This is a genomic window from Pantoea allii (assembly GCF_046529425.1).
In the GTDB taxonomy this organism is placed as follows: domain Bacteria; phylum Pseudomonadota; class Gammaproteobacteria; order Enterobacterales; family Enterobacteriaceae; genus Pantoea; species Pantoea allii.
In genome coordinates, this window is sequence record NZ_CP125959.1 from 70,345 (window position 1) to 89,259 (window position 18,915).

The window sequence follows — 18,915 nt, forward strand, 5'->3', positions numbered from 1 at the left end:
GAAGTCACTAACGTAAGGGCGACATTATAAGCTGATGTCAATAAACCCTGCTTACCTTTAATGAGCTTTTGCAGCCATCCACTGTTGCAATAGCCAGGGGCTTAGTGCAGCAAGGGGGTTTTTGCAGCAGCCTTAACAGCGATGTCGTAACGCCCTTTTTGCGTAACGCTTTCCACTTATGTGTCTGCTTAAAAATACTACTGGATATTTAAACAGGTAATTGTATAATTATTCTACTGCCCGTTGGGTGTTGTCTGGAATGATTAGGGGGTAAAGCCCATGATGATGTCGACAGAAATCTTCAAAGCAACGGATCATGCCATTACCATGACCAGCCGTGAAATTGCCCAAATGACCGGGAACACGCACGGTGAAGTCAAACGTTTAATCAAAAGCCTTGAAACGGCGCAGCGCCTGTCCCAGCCGCTTTTAGTCAATCTCTATGAGCGCCAGGGTGAGATGCGTCAGGAGTTCTGCCTGAATAAACGCGACTCCCTGCTTGCCGTCGCCCGGCTTTCGCCCGGTTTTACTGCCGATGCGCTTGACCGTTGGCAAGCCCTGGAAGAACGCATTCATCTGCCTGACTTCACCAATCCCGCTGAAGCGGCGCGTGCCTGGGCTGAACAGTTTGAACAGCGGCGGGCCGCAGAGAAACAGTTGGCGGAGTCAGCACCTAAAGCCGCTTTTTTTGACGACTTTGTTAACGTCGAAACCTCTCTGGGTTTTCGCCAGCTCTGTAAGATGCTGAAAGCCAAAGAGGCTGATTTCCGTCAGTTCCTGCTGGAGCGTAATATCATGTTCCGTGACAAGGGAACCCTGACGCCTCAACATTATCATCTTCAGGCGGGTTACTTTACGCTGCATTCAGGCACGGCGGATAATCAGCATGCTTTCTCTCAGGCGCGTTTTACTGCTAAAGGCGTCAGATGGATTGCCCACCTGTGGGCCGGGCATCTGTCGACACAAACCAAAGGTGCGGCGGCTTAGCACTTGCCGGTACAGGCCGCCGATTAAGCGGCCTGCTCCGGCAGGCTGTTTACCAGCCCTTAATAGCATCACCTTTGTAGACTTCTTCCGCCTTAGCCGCGACTTCTGGAGACTGTAAAGCAGACTTCAGCTTTTGAATCTTATCGCTGTCTTTATTGTCCTGGCGTGATACCAGCGCATTGACGTAAGGCGATGAGGCGCTCTCCATAAACAATCCGTCGCGATGGGCTGACAGGCCGGCCTGAGCAGAGAAGTTAGTATTAATAATTGAAAGTGTGACGTTCGGGTCGTCGAGAGTACGGGTTAACTGCGGCGTATCAACTTCAACCAGCTTCAGGTGCTTAGGGTTCTCGGTAATATCCAGCGAGGTGGGCAAGTAACCAACGCCCTCTTTGAGCTTAATCAAGCCCTGCGCCTGCAACAGCAGCAGACTGCGGCCCAGCGTCGTGGCTTCATTAGAAAGGGTAATGGTATCGCCATCTTTAAGTTCACTGATGTTTTTAATTTTGTGAGAATAAGCAGCGATGGGGAAGACAAAGGTTTTACCTACGACGGCAAATTTGTAGCCACGCTCTTTGGATTGTTCTTCAAGGTAAGGAAGACTCTGAAACGCGTTGGCATCCACTTCTTTATTATTGAGCGCTTCGTTTGGCAGCACGTAATCGTTGAAGTTAAGGACTTCAACATCCAGCTGATACTTGTCTTTAGCAATTTTCTGCACTTCCTGCCAGATCGCTTCATCGGGACCGGTGTTTATCGCGACTTTAACTTTATGATCATTATCAGGTGAACAGGCGGACAATAATAATACCGAACTGGCGATTAGCGCCGTAAATAAACCTTTCATTAGTAGCTATTCCCATCAGTAAAAGATGTCAAAAGCCTAATACAAATTCTCAGCCTTGCGTACTGACGTGGCGATATAAGATATAACCATTAACGCCTGATTTGTTTAAAAAATCACCACAAGATAATCCATGACTCAACGACCTCTGCATGAAAAAAATCCATTATGAAGTCAGGCCACACCACGCTGAATAATCAGCTACGTTTAAACACGTCACTCATTTCGGCATCGCCGACTCGCTTGTCAGGAGCAAACATGTCAGGGAATCATCCCGATAAATCATCAGATTCAGAAATCGTCGCCGTGCAGGTATTAAAAAGCAGTCAGGCGTGGAACGGTCAGCGTATTGAAGCTTATCCGCAAGGGGAGCCCGAACTGACGGTGATGCGCCTGACCCTTCCGGCCCATACTTCGTTGCCGTGGCATACACATCCCATGCCGAATGCGTGCTTTATCTTGTCAGGCACGCTTGTGGTTGAGGATAAAGAAACCGGTGAACAGCAAACCTTTCAGGCTGGCGAAGCGTTAAATGAAACGGTAAACAGCGCACATCGCGGCTTTACGCTGAACACGCCTGCCGAGCTGGTGATTACCTATGCGGGGGTGAAAGGGATGGAGCTGACCGACCCGCTTCCCGGCGAACCTGAAGAATTTTAACGGGAAGAGGTATGCCGTTGTCGGTGAGCACTGGCAGCGCGGTGCCGCCCAACCATAAGGGAGCAAGGCCGTGAAATCCTTCGGGGGAGCAGGCTATGTCGATGACGTCATTCAGGGTAATGACGGATAAAAAAACCAGCCGATAAAGGCTGGTTTATGTTGTTATGCGACACACTTCAGGCTTTCAGCGATGCGCCCCCGCAGATAACCAGTTCCTGACCGGTAACAGGCGCGGCAAGTTCGCTGAGTAAATAACCCACCAGCGAGGCCACTTCTTCTGGCCGGATTAAGCGACCAATCGGGGGCACTATAGGTGCCGAAGCGGTGCGCTCAGGTTTGGTGAGCATCGGCGTTTCTGTTGCGCCAGGCGCGACGACGTTAACGGTAATGTTACGCGGTGCCAGCTCCATTCCCCAGGAGCGGACCATACCGACCAGCGCCGCTTTGGTTGCGGCATATTGCGAACGGTTAGCGGCACCCCGGGAGGTACGGCTACCTATAATGACGATCCGGCTGCCAGACTGCATCGTTGGCGCAAAGTGATTGACCAGGACTTCCGCCGCGTGAACGTGCAACGACCACAGGCGCGCGCTGGCCGCGCCATCCAGCTCACCCAAGGGTGCGGCCACTATCATCCCTGCGGCATGTATCAGCGCATCCGGCGTATCAAGATGGCTGATAGCCGATTTAAGCTGGTCGGCGTCCGTTAAATCAACGGCAATCCAGTCAAGGTTCGGTGATGTCATCTCACCTTGCGTTCTGCTCAGGCCGGTCACTTTCCAGCCATGACTCAGCAGATGCTGTGTGATGGCTTTGCCGATTCCGGAGCTGTATCCAGTGACGATAGCGTGACGCATCTCAGCCTCCCAACATAGATTTTGGTACTTTAAATACCGCTTTGCGGACCGTCATCGGTTCGTTTACCGCACACAGTGCCTGATGCGGTTCACCGGGCAGGAATACCGCAAAATCTCCTTTTTTTAGCACAATGCTCACCGGCAAATCGCTTCGGTTGGTGATAAACAGATCGGGTTTTTTCTCTTCATCCCCGGTATCGGCCACCGACTGCATTCCCGCGTTGATCATCTCTTCCCCTTCCAGCATCACCTGAATATCAGCCCAAAGATGATGATATTCCGTATGTCGTAATGCCGCATCCTGAGTGCTGGCCTGCTGGATATTACAAAACCACTCAGCCTTTTCCGGTTGCCACTTACCGATGTCTTTTGCTGCTAATGCCTCAAGTGAGCATTCGGGTAACTGGAGTAGGGCTAACAGTTTATCCGGTAACCCTGCCATTGGCAGGGCGCTCAGGTTTCCAATCATCATCTGACTATTCCTTCACCCACTCTGGCGTGACGCGAGCATATTTGATCGCCTGACGGAAATACGTATAAGCGATATGCAATGTGCCTTCAGCATCCTGTTTGATACTTGGATAGGAAAACTCACGGTTAAGCTTCTCCTGCGAGTTATTGGTCATGCAGTAACCATCGCCCTCATCCAGGTTTTTCTGCCATGGCCAGCTCTTGCCGCCATCAGCCGAAATAGCCAGGGTCATGGGCGCGCGTGGTGCCCCCCAAAATGCGGCACGGCCGGTAGTTTCTGGCTCTTTTCTGCCATCACCATCATCGATCTCATCATACAAAGAGGCACGACGTTCCGTTGCTCCGGCCGCGCTCATATTGTTAAACACCAGGGCCAGTTCGCCGCTTTGAAGCGTTGTCACCTGAATTGAGGAGTTGTTGTTAGGCAGAACGGTGGCTTCAGGCGCTGACCAGGTTTCACCGCCGTCGGTTGAGCGGCTGAGATAGATATTATCTGCCCAGCGACTGCGATAAAGGGCAACAAGCGAGCCGTCCTGTAAGGCGGTGATGTTCATGTGCACGCAACCCAGGCTGTCCGGCACCACCACATCCCGCCAGCTTTTGCCCTGATCGGACGAAATTTTCACCGCGCTGATATCATCATTACCAACCCACTTTTCGCCCGGCTGAGTGCGGCAGTAGAAGACGGGCAGTAACCAGTTACCATTCTCCAGCACGGTGATAGGCTGACGGATGAACGTTCCTGGCTTGTCTAACAGGGTGTCAATCGGCCCCCAGGTTTTACCCAGATCGCGGGACTGGCGGTATCTGACAATCGCGGTATCCTGATTGCCGGATACCTGCGCTGTCCATAACAGCCACAGCACATTATCGGGCGCGAGAAACAGCACAGGGTTCTGCTCAGAACGCGTTGGATCGTCAGACAGTTTTACCGCCTCGCTCCAGGTCTCACTTCCCGCCGGCAAGCGCGAGCACCAGACGGAGATATCAGCAATCCCTTCCTGCGTGCCGCCGAACCAGACACAGAGCAGGGAACCATCGTGAAGCGGCAAAATATTTGCCGCGTGGTTTTGCGGGCACGACGAAGGCAACATTGCCGTCAGCACTCGGCCATCTTTTTCCCATGGCTTCACATGGCCATCACGAATTACGGTTACAGTCATTTTATTCTCCTTTGCTTGCTGCAGTTTTTGCATCTTCAGCGGCTTGGGTTCTGGCTTTACTTGGGATCATATGATCGATAGCCATGATTAACGCAGGCGTCAGGAGCGCGATATACATGTTGTTAATACCAAACGGATCCCCTAACAGATACCAGATGGAGGTGACAACACAGGCGCCAATCAGTCCCGCGTTTGCGCCACGGGTACTTCTGTAAAATGGCGCGTAGAAAGCAATCACCGCGACAACGGTAATAGACAGACGAATAGCACGTGTAAAGAAAGAGAGCTTCAGGACTTCCGGTACGAACAGAACAAAAATCAGCGGCAGGAAGCCAATTAACAGCGATAACCAGCGGGTGGTTTTAAATTCCTGCTCAGGTGACGGCTTGAAGTAAGGCACATAAAAATCTTTCACCACCAGTGAGGCAATCGCCAGGGCTACAGTACTGACGCTGACAAAGATGGAGGCAACCAGCGAGGTCGTCACCAGACCGGCCAGCCACGGGTTCATGTCCTGCAGGAACACGGGCATTGCATACAGGCTGTTAATGTCGGGATGCAGATACTTAGCGGCCACGCCGATCACCGCAATCGCCAGGGCAATCGGCATACAGAACAGGAAAGCAATCCAGGTTGAACGCTGCGCAGACTTAACATCTTTGGTTGAGGAGATGGCCTGAATCACAAACTGCGTGCAGAAAATCGAACCAATGGTACCGATGAGCCAGGCAAAGATTGTTGACGCACCAATATTCCCGTCCCAGGTCCAGTAATAAGCGGGCATTTCGTCGATCATTGGCTTGAGGCCGCCCGTTTGCGACAGGGCAAACCATAAAATGGCCAGCACACCAAAATACTTTAACCCGCTGTGCAGCATGGTGACCCAGGCAATCCCTTTCAAACCACCAAACGCAAAATAGAAGGTACTGACCACGGCCGTAATAAATGCGGCAACTGGTAAGGTGACGTGTAATACCGTCGCGATAGCAGCGGCACCACTCACATAATTTCCCACATTGACCAGGAGCAGGGCATAAATCATGATCAGTGAAATGATATTTTTAGTACTGTTACCGTATTTTTCAGCGATAGCACCTGAAATGGTAATCTTGCCAGTATTATAAATACGTTTTACCAGGAGCATACCAAATAACGGGAAACCAATTGCGGCACCAATAACAGACCATGACGCCGCGATACCGCCTTCGAAAGCGGCCTGAGCAGTCCCAATAGTGGATTTTGCGCCTATATATTCTGACATCAGCAGAATACCAACGATAAAGGCTGGCATGGCTCTGGAGCCTTCCATAAAATCGCCAGAGTTTTTACTGCGTAATCGGAATGTCAGCCAGGTGGTAAAGACAATATAAGCCACCACGATGCCAATAATTATCAGGGTGTCCTGAGCGTTGAAAGTTTTCATTATAGCCTCAGATATAACAAGATAAATTCGGGGAGCAGGGTGTACTCCCTGTATTTACGATTTATTACTTCTTATTATCACTTCAGGTAGAGGTTGATGATTCTGCGGATTTCATCTTCCTGAGCGGCATCAAAATGAATCGCATAACGACTTTCGCCCACGTTATGACCCAGAATCTGCAACGCTTTTTTTACCGCTGCAGGTGAAAAGGCCACTTTATAAAGGTCGGTGCGTAAACCCGTTACCTGCTCTTGTGCCAATCGCGATCCGTCGATATCTCCGGCGTGGAACCGGGACCAGATATCATTTATTTGACGGGGCGCAACGTTAGCCAGACCTGAAATGCAGGCTGAACAGCCGTCTACATAACCCTGATGGATAAGCGAATCCGGCCCGTTCAGGACAGCAAAGTCTTTGCTATCCTTCACCGCATCCAGATATCCACTCAGGCTTTCGTAGCTTCCCGCACTGTCTTTTACGCCAATAATATTGGGGTGCTCAGCCAGTATGCGGGCCGTTTCTGGCGCAATGGTATTGCCCGTTCTGGCCGGAATGTTGTACAAAAAAACCGGGACGGAAAGGGCATCGGCGATAGCCGTATAATGGTTAATCAGTTCGCGTTGATTGAGGGGAACAAAGTAAGGCGTAATAACCGAAACCGCGTCTACGCCCAGTTTCTCAATTTGTTTACCTAAGCGAATGGTTTCACGGGTAGAGATCTCACCAATATGTGCAACGACGTTTCCGCGTCCTGATACTTCATCGACACAGGTTTCAGTAACAGTAAGTTTCTCTTTTTCATTCAGAACAAAAAACTCACCGTTGGTGCCGCCGCAGAAAATCCCATTGCCCGCATTCAGTTGACGAATCACCTGACGTTTAAGCTCATCAAGATTAAGCTCACCTTCTTTGTCAAAAGGGGTAACAATCGCTGTTAGCACACCTTCAATTTTTTTACTCATTGCCCACTCCTTTTAAATTAAACCGTTGGGAAAAGCGTCCGGTAAATCGCAGCCACATCCTGATGGCTGACCACGCAAGGCGCATTGTTCATCAACCGCTTCACATTCAGAGCCGCTTCGCTAAGGGAATCAATGTCATCTGAAGGCACACCTAAGGCTTCCAGGTTATCCGGCAGGTTGAGTCGTTTAACTAATTTGGCGAGATAGTCGACCAGCGCATGGGATTTCTCTTCCTGGCTTAGTGTGGTATCGGCATCCGGAATCAGGTCCCAAACGTTGGCAAATTTTTCCACGGCAAACGGGCGTACGACTTTCATGCAGGGTGCCAGCAGAATGGCGTTGGCGACACCGTGAGGCAGATGCCAGGTCCCGCCCAGCGGATAAGAAAGCGCATGCACAAGGTGAGTGCCGGCATGGGCAATCGCCGCGCCGCCATAATAAGAAGCCCACAGCATCTCCAGCCTAGCGTTCAGGTTATGCGGCTCATTAACGGATGTTTCGAGATTACGGAATAATTTATGCAGACCCATTAACGCCACGTTGTCGCCCACAGGGTTAGAAATGGTGGCGGTGTAGCATTCAAGTAAATGGCACAACGCATCAATGCCCGTTGAAGAGGCGATGTGCGCGGGCATGCTGGTTGTCAGTTCGGGTAGCAGGGCAACATAATCGGGCAGCATCACAGGAGAAATAATGCCCACTTTGGTATTTTTCTCTGGAATGGCCAGAATCGCATTGGGTGTCGATTCCGATCCGGTGCCCGCAGTAGAAGGAATGAGCAGCGAGGGCAAACGGGCTTCGATTTTCTGACCGTCCAGCAGCGCCTTAAGCGACGGGCTGGAAGCATGGCATAAAACAGAGAGGAGCTTCGCCACATCCAAAACGCTTCCGCCGCCAATGCCCACCACCAAATCATAGGTTTTGCCTGCCGCGCGCGACAGCACGGCCTCAACATCGGTATGCGTTGGCTCAGCGGGAACATCATCAATAAGTTCAACATGACGGTCATCCTGGCCCAGCAGTGCCAGAATTTGCTGAGTCGCGGACAAATTCACAATGTTCTTGTCTGTCAAAACCAGCAGTCGGTTACGGCCCACAACGACTGGCGTGAGGGCGTTTATCGCGTTGGAACCGCTTAAGATTGTACTGTTAATTAATGCCACGTTTTTCTCCCCGTTTTTGACTGAAATTCTTCATACTGCTGTAGCGCATTCACTCAGTGACTAAATTTATAAATAAAATGAGGCTTTATTAAATTGATCTTGCTCACATATAATCGATTGTGATTGAATATAATCAAGCGGCGGATGAGTAGCATTGGAGATCCAATGACGGTACAGGCGGGTAATCAAAAAAAATGCATTGTGCTGGCCGATGATTTCACCGGCGCGAATGATGCCGGTGTTTCGCTGGCTGAGGCAGGCATGGTCGTGGATGTCATTTTCCAAAAGCCCTATCTGAGTAAGGCCCAGGCGATTGTACTGAACAGCGACAGCAGGGCGTATTCAGCGAGCGATGCCGCACAGCAAGTCACAAACCACATGACTGCACTTTTGGCAGACCAACCCGGTATGACCGTGGAGTGGTTTATCAAAAAGATCGATTCGACGATGCGAGGTAATCCCGGAGCCGAAACAGAGGCAGTGTTGCAGGCAACCGGCATCAATCTGGCGGTCATTGCGCCTGCGTTTCCGGCAGCAGGACGAACAACGCAAAACGGTGAATGTCTGGTTTCCGGCAAATTGCTCACCGCGACGGAATTTGCCAGCGATCCAAAAACCCCGATCGTGAGTGCAGATATCAGTGACATTGTGCAAAAACAGAGTCGCATTAGCTGCATTAACGTCAGGTGCAGCGATCTTGCCCGGCACGCGCAAGAGGTGCGCGAAGGAATGACCGCCCTCATCGTTGATGCAAAAACTGATGCTGATTTGGATCACATCGTAGAAATATGTGCATCGTTACGGCCAAAGCCGTTGCTGGTAGGCTCAGCTGGGCTGTGTGATGCTTTTGCTCGCTATTTTACGTCAGCCAAAAAGTACCCAGGTCTGTTTGCTGTGGTGGGTTCAATGAGTGAAGTCGCTCAAAGACAACTGGCGCTAGCCGCAGAACATCCGCGAGTTGAACACGTCTATATCGATACCGCTGAACTGCTGGAGAAAGGTAGCGATCGTTTCAGAGAGGCCATTACCTGCATTCTTCGTCATGGCTTACATTGTCTGGTTCATACCTGCTGTGACAGTGGCGACAGGCAACATATACAGAGGCTGTGTGAACAACGTGGCATTACCCGTAAGCAACTGGGTGAAAAAATCAGTTTTCTGCTTGGAGAACTGGTCCATTCGGTCATGCGCATCACGCCACCAAAAGCACTGTATCTCTCAGGTGGTGATGTCGCGACTGCAACCGCAACCGCATTGGGCGCAACAGGATTCAGAATTCGGGGCAGGGCTGCAGGTTGTGTTCCCTACGGGCACTTACTTGGCTGTGACTGGAATCAGACTGTATTTACTAAAGCCGGTGCTTTCGGTGATGAAACCACCCTCTTAAAAATTTTGAGTTTCGTTGAGGAGAAAACAGGTGACTAATACTGTTGCTATAACAATGGGCGATCCTGCAGGGATCGGTCCTGAAATCATTATCAAGGCTTTAGCCGAAGGGCCATTGAATGGCTCACCCGCGGTGGTTATCGGCTGCGCACAGACTTTCCGCCGTATACTGGCAATGAACATCACACCTCAGGTTGAACTCAGCGTTATTGAGCAGGTGGATCAGGCACAGTTCGCGCCGGGCATCATTCACATTATTGATGAGAAAGTTGCCCATCCGGAGGCGTTGCAGTGTGGCGTGGTTCAACCCGAAGCCGGTGATGTGGCCTATCGGTGCATCAAGCGAGCAACCGAAATGGCGATGCGTGGCCAGGTCAAAGCGATTGCTACCGCGCCACTGAATAAGGAAGCGCTGCACCTTGCAGGACATCATTATCCCGGCCACACCGAGTTACTCGCGATGTTGACGGACACCAAAGATTATTCGATGGTGCTGTACACCGATAAGCTGAAGGTTATCCACGTCACCACGCATATTTCGCTGCGTAAGTTTCTGGATACGCTCAGCCAGGAGCGGGTGGAAACGGTCATCAGAATCGCCGATACCTTTTTACGCCGGGTTGGCTTCACCCAGCCGCGTATTGCGGTTGCAGGCGTAAATCCACACGCTGGCGAAAATGGTCTGTTTGGTGATGAAGAGATTCGAATCCTGACGCCGGCTATAGACGCGATGAAAGCGCAGGGCATTGATGTTTATGGCCCTTGTCCGCCGGACACCGTATTTATGCAGTGTAATGAAGGTATGTATGACATTGTTGTCGCGATGTATCACGATCAGGGACATATCCCACTTAAGCTCCTCGGTTTTTACGACGGTGTGAATATCACGGCAGGATTGCCTTTCCTGCGCACCTCAGCCGATCACGGCACCGCATTCAATATTGCCTGGACAGGCAAGGCGAATCCCGAGAGCATGGCGATATCAATCGATATGGCGATGAAAATTACCCGAGAATAAATAACGCATCGGGTGTTAATACGTTCTGGTCACTCAGGCGATGGTCATACATCGCCTTTTTTTCGTGATTATATTAGTGATTGCTGTAGCCAGTATTGCCACAAAACTGTTATCTCAACAGGTGACACTGATACACTTATTAAACTATTTCAAACGTGCATAAAAGCCTGCATTTCTTCTACTATTCTAATCACTCTCCTCGCTAACGTCCTAATCAGGCGCGGGTCTTAACGCCAGGATCTACGACGAGCAGGATTATTTGATTTTACTGTAACTAACTAAATACCTTCTGTTAATCACACTATTATGTACATTTAAGTTTACGAATTTTCCCCGATTGATGTGATAACGTAATTTTTAAGTGATCGCCGTCTCAGGATTTTCTAAATAAAAGTATCCCGTAGAGTATAAAGATAAAGGATGGAAAGATAAGTTTTCATTTTAATTGTTACAATCGACTCTTCTGCCATGACATAGCGTGTTTGTACCTTCCCAACTTATTGAATAATGGTCTTTAAAATTCATCAGCTGTAGCGTAATAACCATTTTACGTTTTAAACCTGAACAGAAAGACCGCAATATGGGCACGACTGTTTTCATTGAATGATAAATATCGCATGATGGCCTGGTATTATTTCTGCCTCACGGGTGAGGTTGCTGTTACATATTCCCATGCAATGTCTTTATGCATCAGGTGCATTCGCCTTGCATTTTTACATTCATGAAATGGATAACTGGAGAAATAAAGATGAACTATCCTGCCGAGCCTTTCCGCATTAAAAGTGTTGAAACCGTATCAATGATCCCGCGCGAAGCGCGTATTAAGAAAATGCAAGCCGCAGGCTATAACACGTTTTTACTGAATTCAAAAGATATCTACATCGACCTGCTGACAGACAGCGGTACAAATGCCATGAGTGACAAGCAGTGGGCAGGGATGATGACAGGTGATGAAGCTTATGCAGGCAGTGAGAACTTCTACCACCTCGAAAGGACAGTTAAGGAGCTGTTTGGTTTTAAACATATTGTTCCCACGCATCAAGGGCGCGGAGCAGAGAACCTGCTCTCGCAGCTGGCCATTAAGCCCGGTCAATATGTTGCGGGGAATATGTATTTTACAACGACCCGATTCCATCAGGAAAAAAACGGCGCAACCTTTGTGGATATTGTTCGTGACGAAGCGCACGACGCCGGCCTGAAGGTGCCTTTCAAAGGCGATATTGACCTCAATAAATTAGTCAAACTCATCGAAGAAAAGGGCGCGGATAACATTGCCTATATCTGCCTGGCGGTCACCGTGAACCTGGCAGGCGGCCAGCCCGTTTCAATGGCAAATATGCGTGCCGTACATGAAATGACCCGTCAATATGGCATTAAGATTTTCTACGATGCGACACGCTGCGTTGAAAATGCCTATTTCATTAAAGAGCAGGAAGCAGGATACGAGAACACCAGCATCAAAGATATCGTTCATGAAATGTTCAGCTATGCCGATGGCTGCACCATGAGTGGCAAAAAAGACTGTCTGGTGAATATCGGCGGCTTCCTGTGCATGAACGATGACGAGATGTTCCAGGCCGCGAAAGAGCTGGTTGTGGTTTATGAGGGGATGCCGTCATACGGCGGATTGGCCGGTCGTGATATGGAAGCCATGGCTATCGGGTTGCGTGAAGCCATGCAGTATGAATACATTGAACATCGCGTGAAACAGGTACGCTATCTGGGAGATAAGCTCCGTAATGCCGGTGTACCTATCGTCGAACCGACGGGTGGACATGCTGTATTTCTTGATGCCCGTCGTTTTTGCCCCCATCTGACGCAGGATCAGTTTCCGGCACAGAGTCTGGCAGCCAGCATTTATATGGAAACCGGCGTGCGTAGCATGGAACGTGGCATCGTTTCCGCCGGGCGCAGTAAAGAAACGGGGGAAAACCACCGCCCCAAACTGGAGACAGTACGCCTGGCTATTCCACGTCGTGTTTACACCTACGCACACATGGATGTTGTTGCTGATGGCATCATTAAACTGTATCAACACAAAGACGATATTCGCGGTCTGAGGTTTGTTTATGAACCCAAACAGCTCCGTTTCTTTACTGCCCGCTTTGATTATATTTAATACGATTCAGGCCCCCTGACAGGGGCCTGTTTTTTATAAACAGGATTTTATTTCGGACCTGCCTTAATGACAGGTCAGCTGTTAACAGTTTAGTATCCACATCATCAAGAATGACGCCAAAATGATAATAAAGAGTCAACAGGAGCATTTTTTCATGGATATTAATAAAACAACACCCGGTTTGCTCAGTGGAACAATGCTTATCATTGCCACCGTTATCGGTGGAGGAATGTTCTCTCTTCCTGTTGCTATGGCTGGCGTATGGTTTCCGGGAGCATCGGTTATTTTAATCGTTGTGGCGGTAATAATGCTGTTAACCGGTTTAATGCTGGTCGAGGTTAACCTCCATTATGGTGGTGGCGCGAGTTTTAACACCTTCACCAAGGACTTATTAGGTCATAAATGGAATGGGGTCGTCGGTATTGCATTCGGGTTTGTATTATATATTTTAACTTATGCTTATATTTCTGGCTCCTCTGCCGTCCTGTCCCAGACAGTGGAAAAATATAGCGATTTTCATCTTCCTGCCCGGTTATCGGTGGTTATCGTTAGTCTGCTGGTCGGGGGCATCGCCTGGTACAGTTCGCTTTTAGTCGGTCGTATCACAACGGTGCTCATTATCGGTAAGTTTCTGGCGTTTTTTGCTACTTTTTCCGGTCTGGTATGGCATGTCGACGGGGCCAAACTGATCGACAGTCCCGCGCTGGCGCTGCCTGATACGCAATACCTGCCTTATGTCTTAATGACCCTGCCTTTCTGTATTATTTCTTACGGTTTCCACGGTAACGTACCTAGCCTGGTGAAGTTATATGGCACACAAGGCGTTAAGAATATCACGCGTTCGATTTTTATCGGCTCCGCTTTCGCACTGCTGCTTTATCTGTTCTGGTTAGCCGTCACAATGGGAAATATCCGTCGCGCCGACTTTCCACCCATTATTGCTAAAGGGGGAAATATTGACGTCTTCGTGGACGCCCTGAGTGGGTTATTTACCCATCAGTATATGGATATTATTCTCACCTTCTTTGGTAACTTTGCCGTAGCCAGTTCATTGTTAGCCGCAACGCTTGGACTTTTCGATTATATTGCCGATCTGTTTCATTTTTCTGACGACCGTCCAGGCAGGTTAAAGACCGCACTGGTCACTTACTTGCCTCCTGCGGCCGTTTGTTTCTTCCTGCCTGATGGCTTTATACGCGCAATTGGCTATGCCGGGCTGGCATTTACCATCTGGAGTGTCATCCTTCCCCCTTTCCTGGTCAAAGCGGCCCGCAAGCGTTTTCCAACCGCAGCCTATACAGCGCCCTGTAATAACCTGGTTCTTAATCTGGTGATAGCCGCAGGCAGCCTCGTCTACCTGACGGTCATCCTTGATGTCTTGCGATGGCTACCTTCGTTTGGCTAAGTAAGACGTGCGGGAAACAGGCGCCTGGCCGGGCAAAGTCTTAGCCGGTCATGGATGCCAAACAGGCGTGCGAGGGGGATTTTATCGTCACCCTGTACCGCGAACGCGGTCCGTTTAATCTGCTGCCCTTTGCCGGATGAGGGGTGACAAACGGCAACGAGAGGACGTTAACGCGATGTTTTTGACACTGCTCAGTCTTCAGCAGCCACTCATCTCAGTTACCGTTTGGCGTAAGCTCAGGGTGAGGGTGCTGAGAAAGCTCAGACTGCGTCGGCGGCTAAAGCGTAAACAGCGTCATCGACAGAATTGCGATAACAGATAGCAGGGTGAGTGCGTGACACTTTGCGGCTGTATCAACGACGTTGCAAGGAATCTTGCCTGAATCTCCAGAAACTCATCTCTTCACCACCGCATCGACATGCCAGGTTAGCGCCGTTGAACCAGGGGCTGTAACAAAAAATGCCCTCAGACAAAGAAATCAGAGGGCCAGAAAAGGTCAGGATAATGTCGATAGTTTTACTGCCTTATTTTTATTTTTTACCTGTTCAGCGTAAAGGAAATTTTCGAGTTCATAAAAATTCATGGTTCTTAAGGAAGTGGGACTAATATCTTTACAGGGTAGGAGCCGGGTATCCCCCGCGTTATTGACAAATACGAGGTAAGGGTTTGTCCCTTGCATATCAATTACTGAATTCAATTTCCACATGATGTCCTCCTGGGTTCATGGATGTCATGAACACAAGTAAAATTATGCGTTGTAACCCGACGACGCATTGAGGAATCAGTGCTACCTGATGCTATTGATGTCTCAAAAAAACAATAAAATTAAAAAATGTGACATACATCCATGCTATAAAAATTTAACAATATGAAGTTAATAATTTAGCGGAGTAAGTAATTAACATTCTAATGCACGGCTTGTCCCTGAATCAGCGTTCTCAGACGCAATGTTAATTTAATGTGTCCTCTTCGCCAATTGCGGCTGTATTTTATCATCTGTTAACTTCCCTGGGCAGAATGCGTCTTACTCTGAAAGGATTTACCCGACCGACAAAGGGTGATCGAAAAGCGCCTCCTGCTAAAAAGTAAATATTCATGTAATCGCCTGAATAGGGTCAGCTTAACCCATCATTTAGCCCTGTTAACTTATCCTGATTGATAAAAACGATGCGAAAGGTGTGACCTCAATTTGTTCGGCGCATATAACCATTTATTCGTTGCATCTGGTATGGTAGTGGGCGCATGCGTTGAGGCGGTAATTATTATGGTCCAGGTTATGGCTGGGATCATATCAACGCACTTCCCATGCCGCTCCTGAATGACTTATTTAACACATTCCATTAACTTTAATAATAACGAATGTTAACTATGTTGCTAAATCAGAAAATTACACATCTATTCAACAGAAAAATAACCAGCAATTAATCCAGTTCAAATTATTAATTAACAGAGAGATTACAATGCCAAATAAATTACGCCGTGCTAATGCCACCGTTCCCCAATGGGATCGTCATAAACTGGTTCCGCGAATCGTGCATCTCGGATGTGGTGCCTTCCACCGTGCTCACCAGGCCGTCTATGCGGATATCCTTGCTGCCGAACAGGGTAGCGACTGGGGCTATATCGAAGTCAATTTGATAGGGGGAGAACAGCAGATTGCCGACCTTAAGCGTCAGGACTTTCTTTATACCGTGGCGGAGATGTCCACGAATGCATGGACAGGAAGGGTTGTGGGCGTCGTCAGGCAAGCACTGCACGCGCAGGTTGATGGCATTGAAGCCGTACTTGACGCGATGTGTCAGCCACAGATCGCCATTGTGTCGTTAACCATCACCGAAAAAGGCTACTGCCATTCGCCTGCTAGCGGTGAATTGATGTTTGATCATCCTCTCATCCTGTCTGATTTACAGCAGCCCCATCAACCGCTTTCCGCACCCGGCATCATCGTCGAGGCGTTGGCCCGTCGCAGAGCGGCGGGACTGCCTGCATTCAGCGTCATGTCCTGCGATAACATTCCTGAAAATGGTCGGGTGATCAACAACGTGGTTTGCGCCTATGCCCGGAAAAGAGCGCCCGAACTGGCAAGCTGGATCGAACAGCACGTCACGTTTCCTTCCACTATGGTGGATCGTATTGTGCCCGCGGTGACACAGGAAAGTTTGCAAAAAATCGCGCAGGTGATCGGGGCTGAGGATCCGGTGGCGGTAGCCTGTGAGCCCTTCAGGCAGTGGGTAATAGAGGATAACTTTGTGGCAGGCCGGCCGGCGTGGGAAAAGGCCGGGGCAGAATTAGTTAAGGACGTTGTGCCTTATGAAGAAATGAAGTTACGTATGCTGAACGGCAGTCATTCATTTCTGGCGTATTTGGGTTATCTGGCAGGCTATGAACACATTTGTGACTGTATGCAAGATCAACATTTTCGTCTTGCGGCCCGGACATTGATGCTGGAAGAACAGGCACCCACGCTAAACGTGCAGGGCGTTGATCTTGCCCGTTACGCTGACCTGCTGATTGAGCGCTATGATAATCACGCCCTGAAGCACCGCACCTGGCAGATTGCCATGGACGGTAGCCAAAAACTGCCTCAGCGCTGGCTTGACTCCGTTCGCTGGCATCTCAGGAACGAAAGTGATTTTGACCTGCTTGCCCTGGGAATTGCTGGTTGGATACGCTATGTCTCAGGCGTCGATGAGCAGGGAAAAGCCATTGACGTGAGCGATCCGCTCCTGCCGGTTTTAAAAGCGGCCGTCGAATCCAGTGCCGAAGGCGAGCCGAGAGTCAAAGCGTTATTAAATCTGGACGCCATTTTTGGTGAGGCGCTGCCAAATAATGCGTACTTTGTGAAGCAGATAACCGCTGCCTATCTGCTTCTGCTGGATAAAGGGGCGAAAGAGGCGGTAGCCATGTCGGTTACGCAGCGTTGTTCAGGCTAAATTGCCCCTCTGCCAGGCAGGCCACGTTGAGTGGCTTGCATGTGCGTCAAAGCGTGCTGTTCGGATCGGTAGATGTATCAGTTACTGCGCCAGTTTCTGGCTTGAGTTCACGGGTAAACCAGTTCACAACCTCATCGATCACGGCAGGCTGATACCAAACCAGGTCACCATGCTCTGCACCTTTTACGACGACGTAGTCTACCTTCTCGCCCGCCTTTTTAAGGGCATCAAATAACTGTGCACTTTGATGGGGCGATACCAGCGAATCGTTATCACCGTGCATAATCAGGAAGGGCGGTTTAGGGTTACTCAAATGCCCCATCGGGCTGGCGTGACGTGCTTTAGTCGTATCGTCCATGATACTTGCGCCAGCAAAGTCACGGAAAGCCGCGCCATGCACCAGTAGCGCCTCGGTCACGGCGGGAGACTGATGAACCTTTTGAATGTCATCGGCGTACCCTTCGCCAATATTCAGGAGATCGGATATACCGTATAAGGTTGCGACCGCCTGGACATCAGAGGATTTATCGGTGAAATCGCCGCGATCGAATGACGTTTCCCCCTGGGTGGTGCCAAGCATCTGTGCCAGCCAACCGCCTGCCGAATCGCCTAAAACACCAATGCGTTCAGGGTCAATACCGTAATCCTCAGCATGCTGTCGCAGGTAGCGGACCGCCGCTTTACCATCCACCACCGGCGCCGGGAAGGTATCAGGTACGACCCGATACTCTGCGGCCGCCACAACAAAACCGGACTCTGCCAGCGCCATACGCATCTGAATAAACTTATCGTGATCGGCACTGGTAAAACCGCCGCCCGGAAAATAAATGATAGCGGGCTTTAACGCCTGCGTCCGTGGCACCAGAAGCGACATATGCAGCTGCCTGACCGATCGCAGAGTGGTGACTTGTGAATAGACGACGCCGTTGAGGGAATCGATCTGGTTACGTACGGGTTTTACCTGAATCACCTTTGCGCCCTCACGGTAACCCGTCAGATCATGATGTTCTGTCGCCATTGCACCTCCCATCGTCATTATCGCTGCCAGTCCACCCATTAAAAAATTGTGGCATAGATTCATAATTATTCCCGGTTAAGTTAAGAGAAAAGCCAGGTGTTGCGAAATATAAAAGGCTGTTGACGCTGTCATTATCAGCCGTCAGACGGTAATGCAGAAATGGCAAGGATGAGTTGAGCGAGATTATAAAAGCAGGTGTTTTTGGGCGGCGGTTACTGTGTGATGTGGAAATGGCCAGATGTGGGTATTGTCTGGCCACGCATGAATTAACGAATCACGATGGTGAGCAGGATAATGACGACCGCGATAGCAACCACCTGAATAAAAATCTGGTCGAGCGTAAATTTACGCATAGCGCTACCTCACTGCATCAGAATTTGCCAAATACCCAGCACCATGACGGTGAGGCCGATTAAAAGAAAAATTAACGCAATCGCGTTTTCAGGTGAACGATTCATAAGGGGCTTCCTTGTCATCAGGATGACGATTAATCACAGCATTCAATG

17 protein-coding genes are annotated in these 18,915 nt (G+C 49.6%); 7 read left to right on the plus strand and 10 right to left on the minus strand.

Annotation, left to right across the window (positions count from 1 at the left end):
- Positions 1-279 precede the first annotated feature (279 nt).
- On the plus strand, positions 280-987 hold the full coding sequence (locus QNH99_RS21665; protein ID WP_063876942.1) for a phage antirepressor KilAC domain-containing protein: 708 nt from the start codon (positions 280-282) through the stop codon (positions 985-987).
- 49 nt (positions 988-1,036) lie between these two features.
- On the opposite strand, the gene QNH99_RS21670 is transcribed toward QNH99_RS21665, so the two are convergent.
- On the minus strand, positions 1,037-1,834 hold the full coding sequence (locus QNH99_RS21670) for a MetQ/NlpA family ABC transporter substrate-binding protein (RefSeq protein ID WP_096011626.1): 798 nt from the start codon (positions 1,832-1,834) through the stop codon (positions 1,037-1,039).
- A 255-nt stretch (positions 1,835-2,089) separates the two neighbouring features.
- Between QNH99_RS21670 and QNH99_RS21675 the strand changes: the two genes are divergently transcribed.
- On the plus strand, positions 2,090-2,491 hold the full coding sequence (locus QNH99_RS21675; RefSeq protein WP_063876940.1) for a cupin domain-containing protein: 402 nt from the start codon (positions 2,090-2,092) through the stop codon (positions 2,489-2,491).
- Positions 2,492-2,667: 176 nt separating this feature from the next.
- Here QNH99_RS21675 and QNH99_RS21680 read toward each other — a convergent pair whose 3' ends face one another.
- The 6 genes from QNH99_RS21680 to QNH99_RS21705 all read right to left on the minus strand — a co-directional run bounded on the left by QNH99_RS21680 (position 2,668) and on the right by QNH99_RS21705 (position 8,530).
- The gene (locus tag QNH99_RS21680; protein WP_410517747.1) at positions 2,668-3,348 is read right to left on the minus strand and encodes an SDR family NAD(P)-dependent oxidoreductase; all 681 of its coding nucleotides are present in this window, start codon (positions 3,346-3,348) and stop codon (positions 2,668-2,670) included.
- A gap of 1 nt (position 3,349) precedes the next feature.
- Positions 3,350-3,820: a YhcH/YjgK/YiaL family protein gene (locus QNH99_RS21685; protein ID WP_410517748.1), complete on the minus strand. Its 471-nt coding sequence runs from the start codon at positions 3,818-3,820 to the stop codon at positions 3,350-3,352.
- 4 nt (positions 3,821-3,824) lie between these two features.
- Complete coding sequence (locus QNH99_RS21690; RefSeq protein WP_218995499.1) at positions 3,825-4,982, minus strand: sialidase family protein; 1,158 nt, start codon at positions 4,980-4,982, stop codon at positions 3,825-3,827.
- Between the two features lies 1 nt (position 4,983).
- Positions 4,984-6,405: a sodium:solute symporter family protein gene (locus QNH99_RS21695; RefSeq protein WP_063876936.1), complete on the minus strand. Its 1,422-nt coding sequence runs from the start codon at positions 6,403-6,405 to the stop codon at positions 4,984-4,986.
- A 77-nt stretch (positions 6,406-6,482) separates the two neighbouring features.
- The gene (locus QNH99_RS21700) at positions 6,483-7,367 is read right to left on the minus strand and encodes a dihydrodipicolinate synthase family protein (protein WP_063876935.1); all 885 of its coding nucleotides are present in this window, start codon (positions 7,365-7,367) and stop codon (positions 6,483-6,485) included.
- 17 nt (positions 7,368-7,384) lie between these two features.
- Positions 7,385-8,530, minus strand: coding sequence for an iron-containing alcohol dehydrogenase (locus QNH99_RS21705; protein ID WP_109717675.1), 1,146 nt, complete (start codon positions 8,528-8,530; stop codon positions 7,385-7,387).
- A 144-nt stretch (positions 8,531-8,674) separates the two neighbouring features.
- On the opposite strand from QNH99_RS21705, the gene dtnK reads away from it, so the two are divergent.
- The 5 genes from dtnK to QNH99_RS21730 all read left to right on the plus strand — a co-directional run bounded on the left by dtnK (position 8,675) and on the right by QNH99_RS21730 (position 17,391).
- Positions 8,675-9,955, plus strand: coding sequence for a D-threonate kinase (dtnK, locus tag QNH99_RS21710; protein ID WP_410517749.1), 1,281 nt, complete (start codon positions 8,675-8,677; stop codon positions 9,953-9,955).
- Between the two features lie 16 nt (positions 9,956-9,971).
- Positions 9,972-10,934, plus strand: coding sequence for a D-threonate 4-phosphate dehydrogenase (locus QNH99_RS21715; protein WP_253851856.1), 963 nt, complete (start codon positions 9,972-9,974; stop codon positions 10,932-10,934).
- A 748-nt stretch (positions 10,935-11,682) separates the two neighbouring features.
- A complete protein-coding gene (locus QNH99_RS21720; protein WP_410517750.1) occupies positions 11,683-13,053 on the plus strand; it encodes a tyrosine phenol-lyase in 1,371 nt (456 codons plus the stop codon).
- 154 nt (positions 13,054-13,207) lie between these two features.
- A complete protein-coding gene (locus QNH99_RS21725) occupies positions 13,208-14,458 on the plus strand; it encodes an aromatic amino acid transporter (RefSeq protein ID WP_410517751.1) in 1,251 nt (416 codons plus the stop codon).
- Between the two features lie 1,460 nt (positions 14,459-15,918).
- Positions 15,919-17,391, plus strand: coding sequence for a mannitol dehydrogenase family protein (locus QNH99_RS21730; protein WP_410517752.1), 1,473 nt, complete (start codon positions 15,919-15,921; stop codon positions 17,389-17,391).
- A gap of 46 nt (positions 17,392-17,437) precedes the next feature.
- On the opposite strand, the gene QNH99_RS21735 is transcribed toward QNH99_RS21730, so the two are convergent.
- The 3 genes from QNH99_RS21735 to mgtR form a co-directional block, all read right to left on the minus strand.
- Positions 17,438-18,472 (minus strand): alpha/beta hydrolase, encoded by a 1,035-nt coding sequence (locus QNH99_RS21735; protein ID WP_096011615.1) that lies wholly within the window; start codon positions 18,470-18,472, stop codon positions 17,438-17,440.
- Positions 18,473-18,675: 203 nt separating this feature from the next.
- Complete coding sequence (gene mgtU, locus QNH99_RS21740) at positions 18,676-18,762, minus strand: magnesium transporter protection protein MgtU (RefSeq protein WP_367303063.1); 87 nt, start codon at positions 18,760-18,762, stop codon at positions 18,676-18,678.
- Between the two features lie 9 nt (positions 18,763-18,771).
- The gene (gene mgtR, locus QNH99_RS21745; RefSeq protein WP_218995490.1) at positions 18,772-18,885 is read right to left on the minus strand and encodes a protein MgtR; all 114 of its coding nucleotides are present in this window, start codon (positions 18,883-18,885) and stop codon (positions 18,772-18,774) included.
- Between the last annotated feature and the right edge of the window lie 30 nt (positions 18,886-18,915).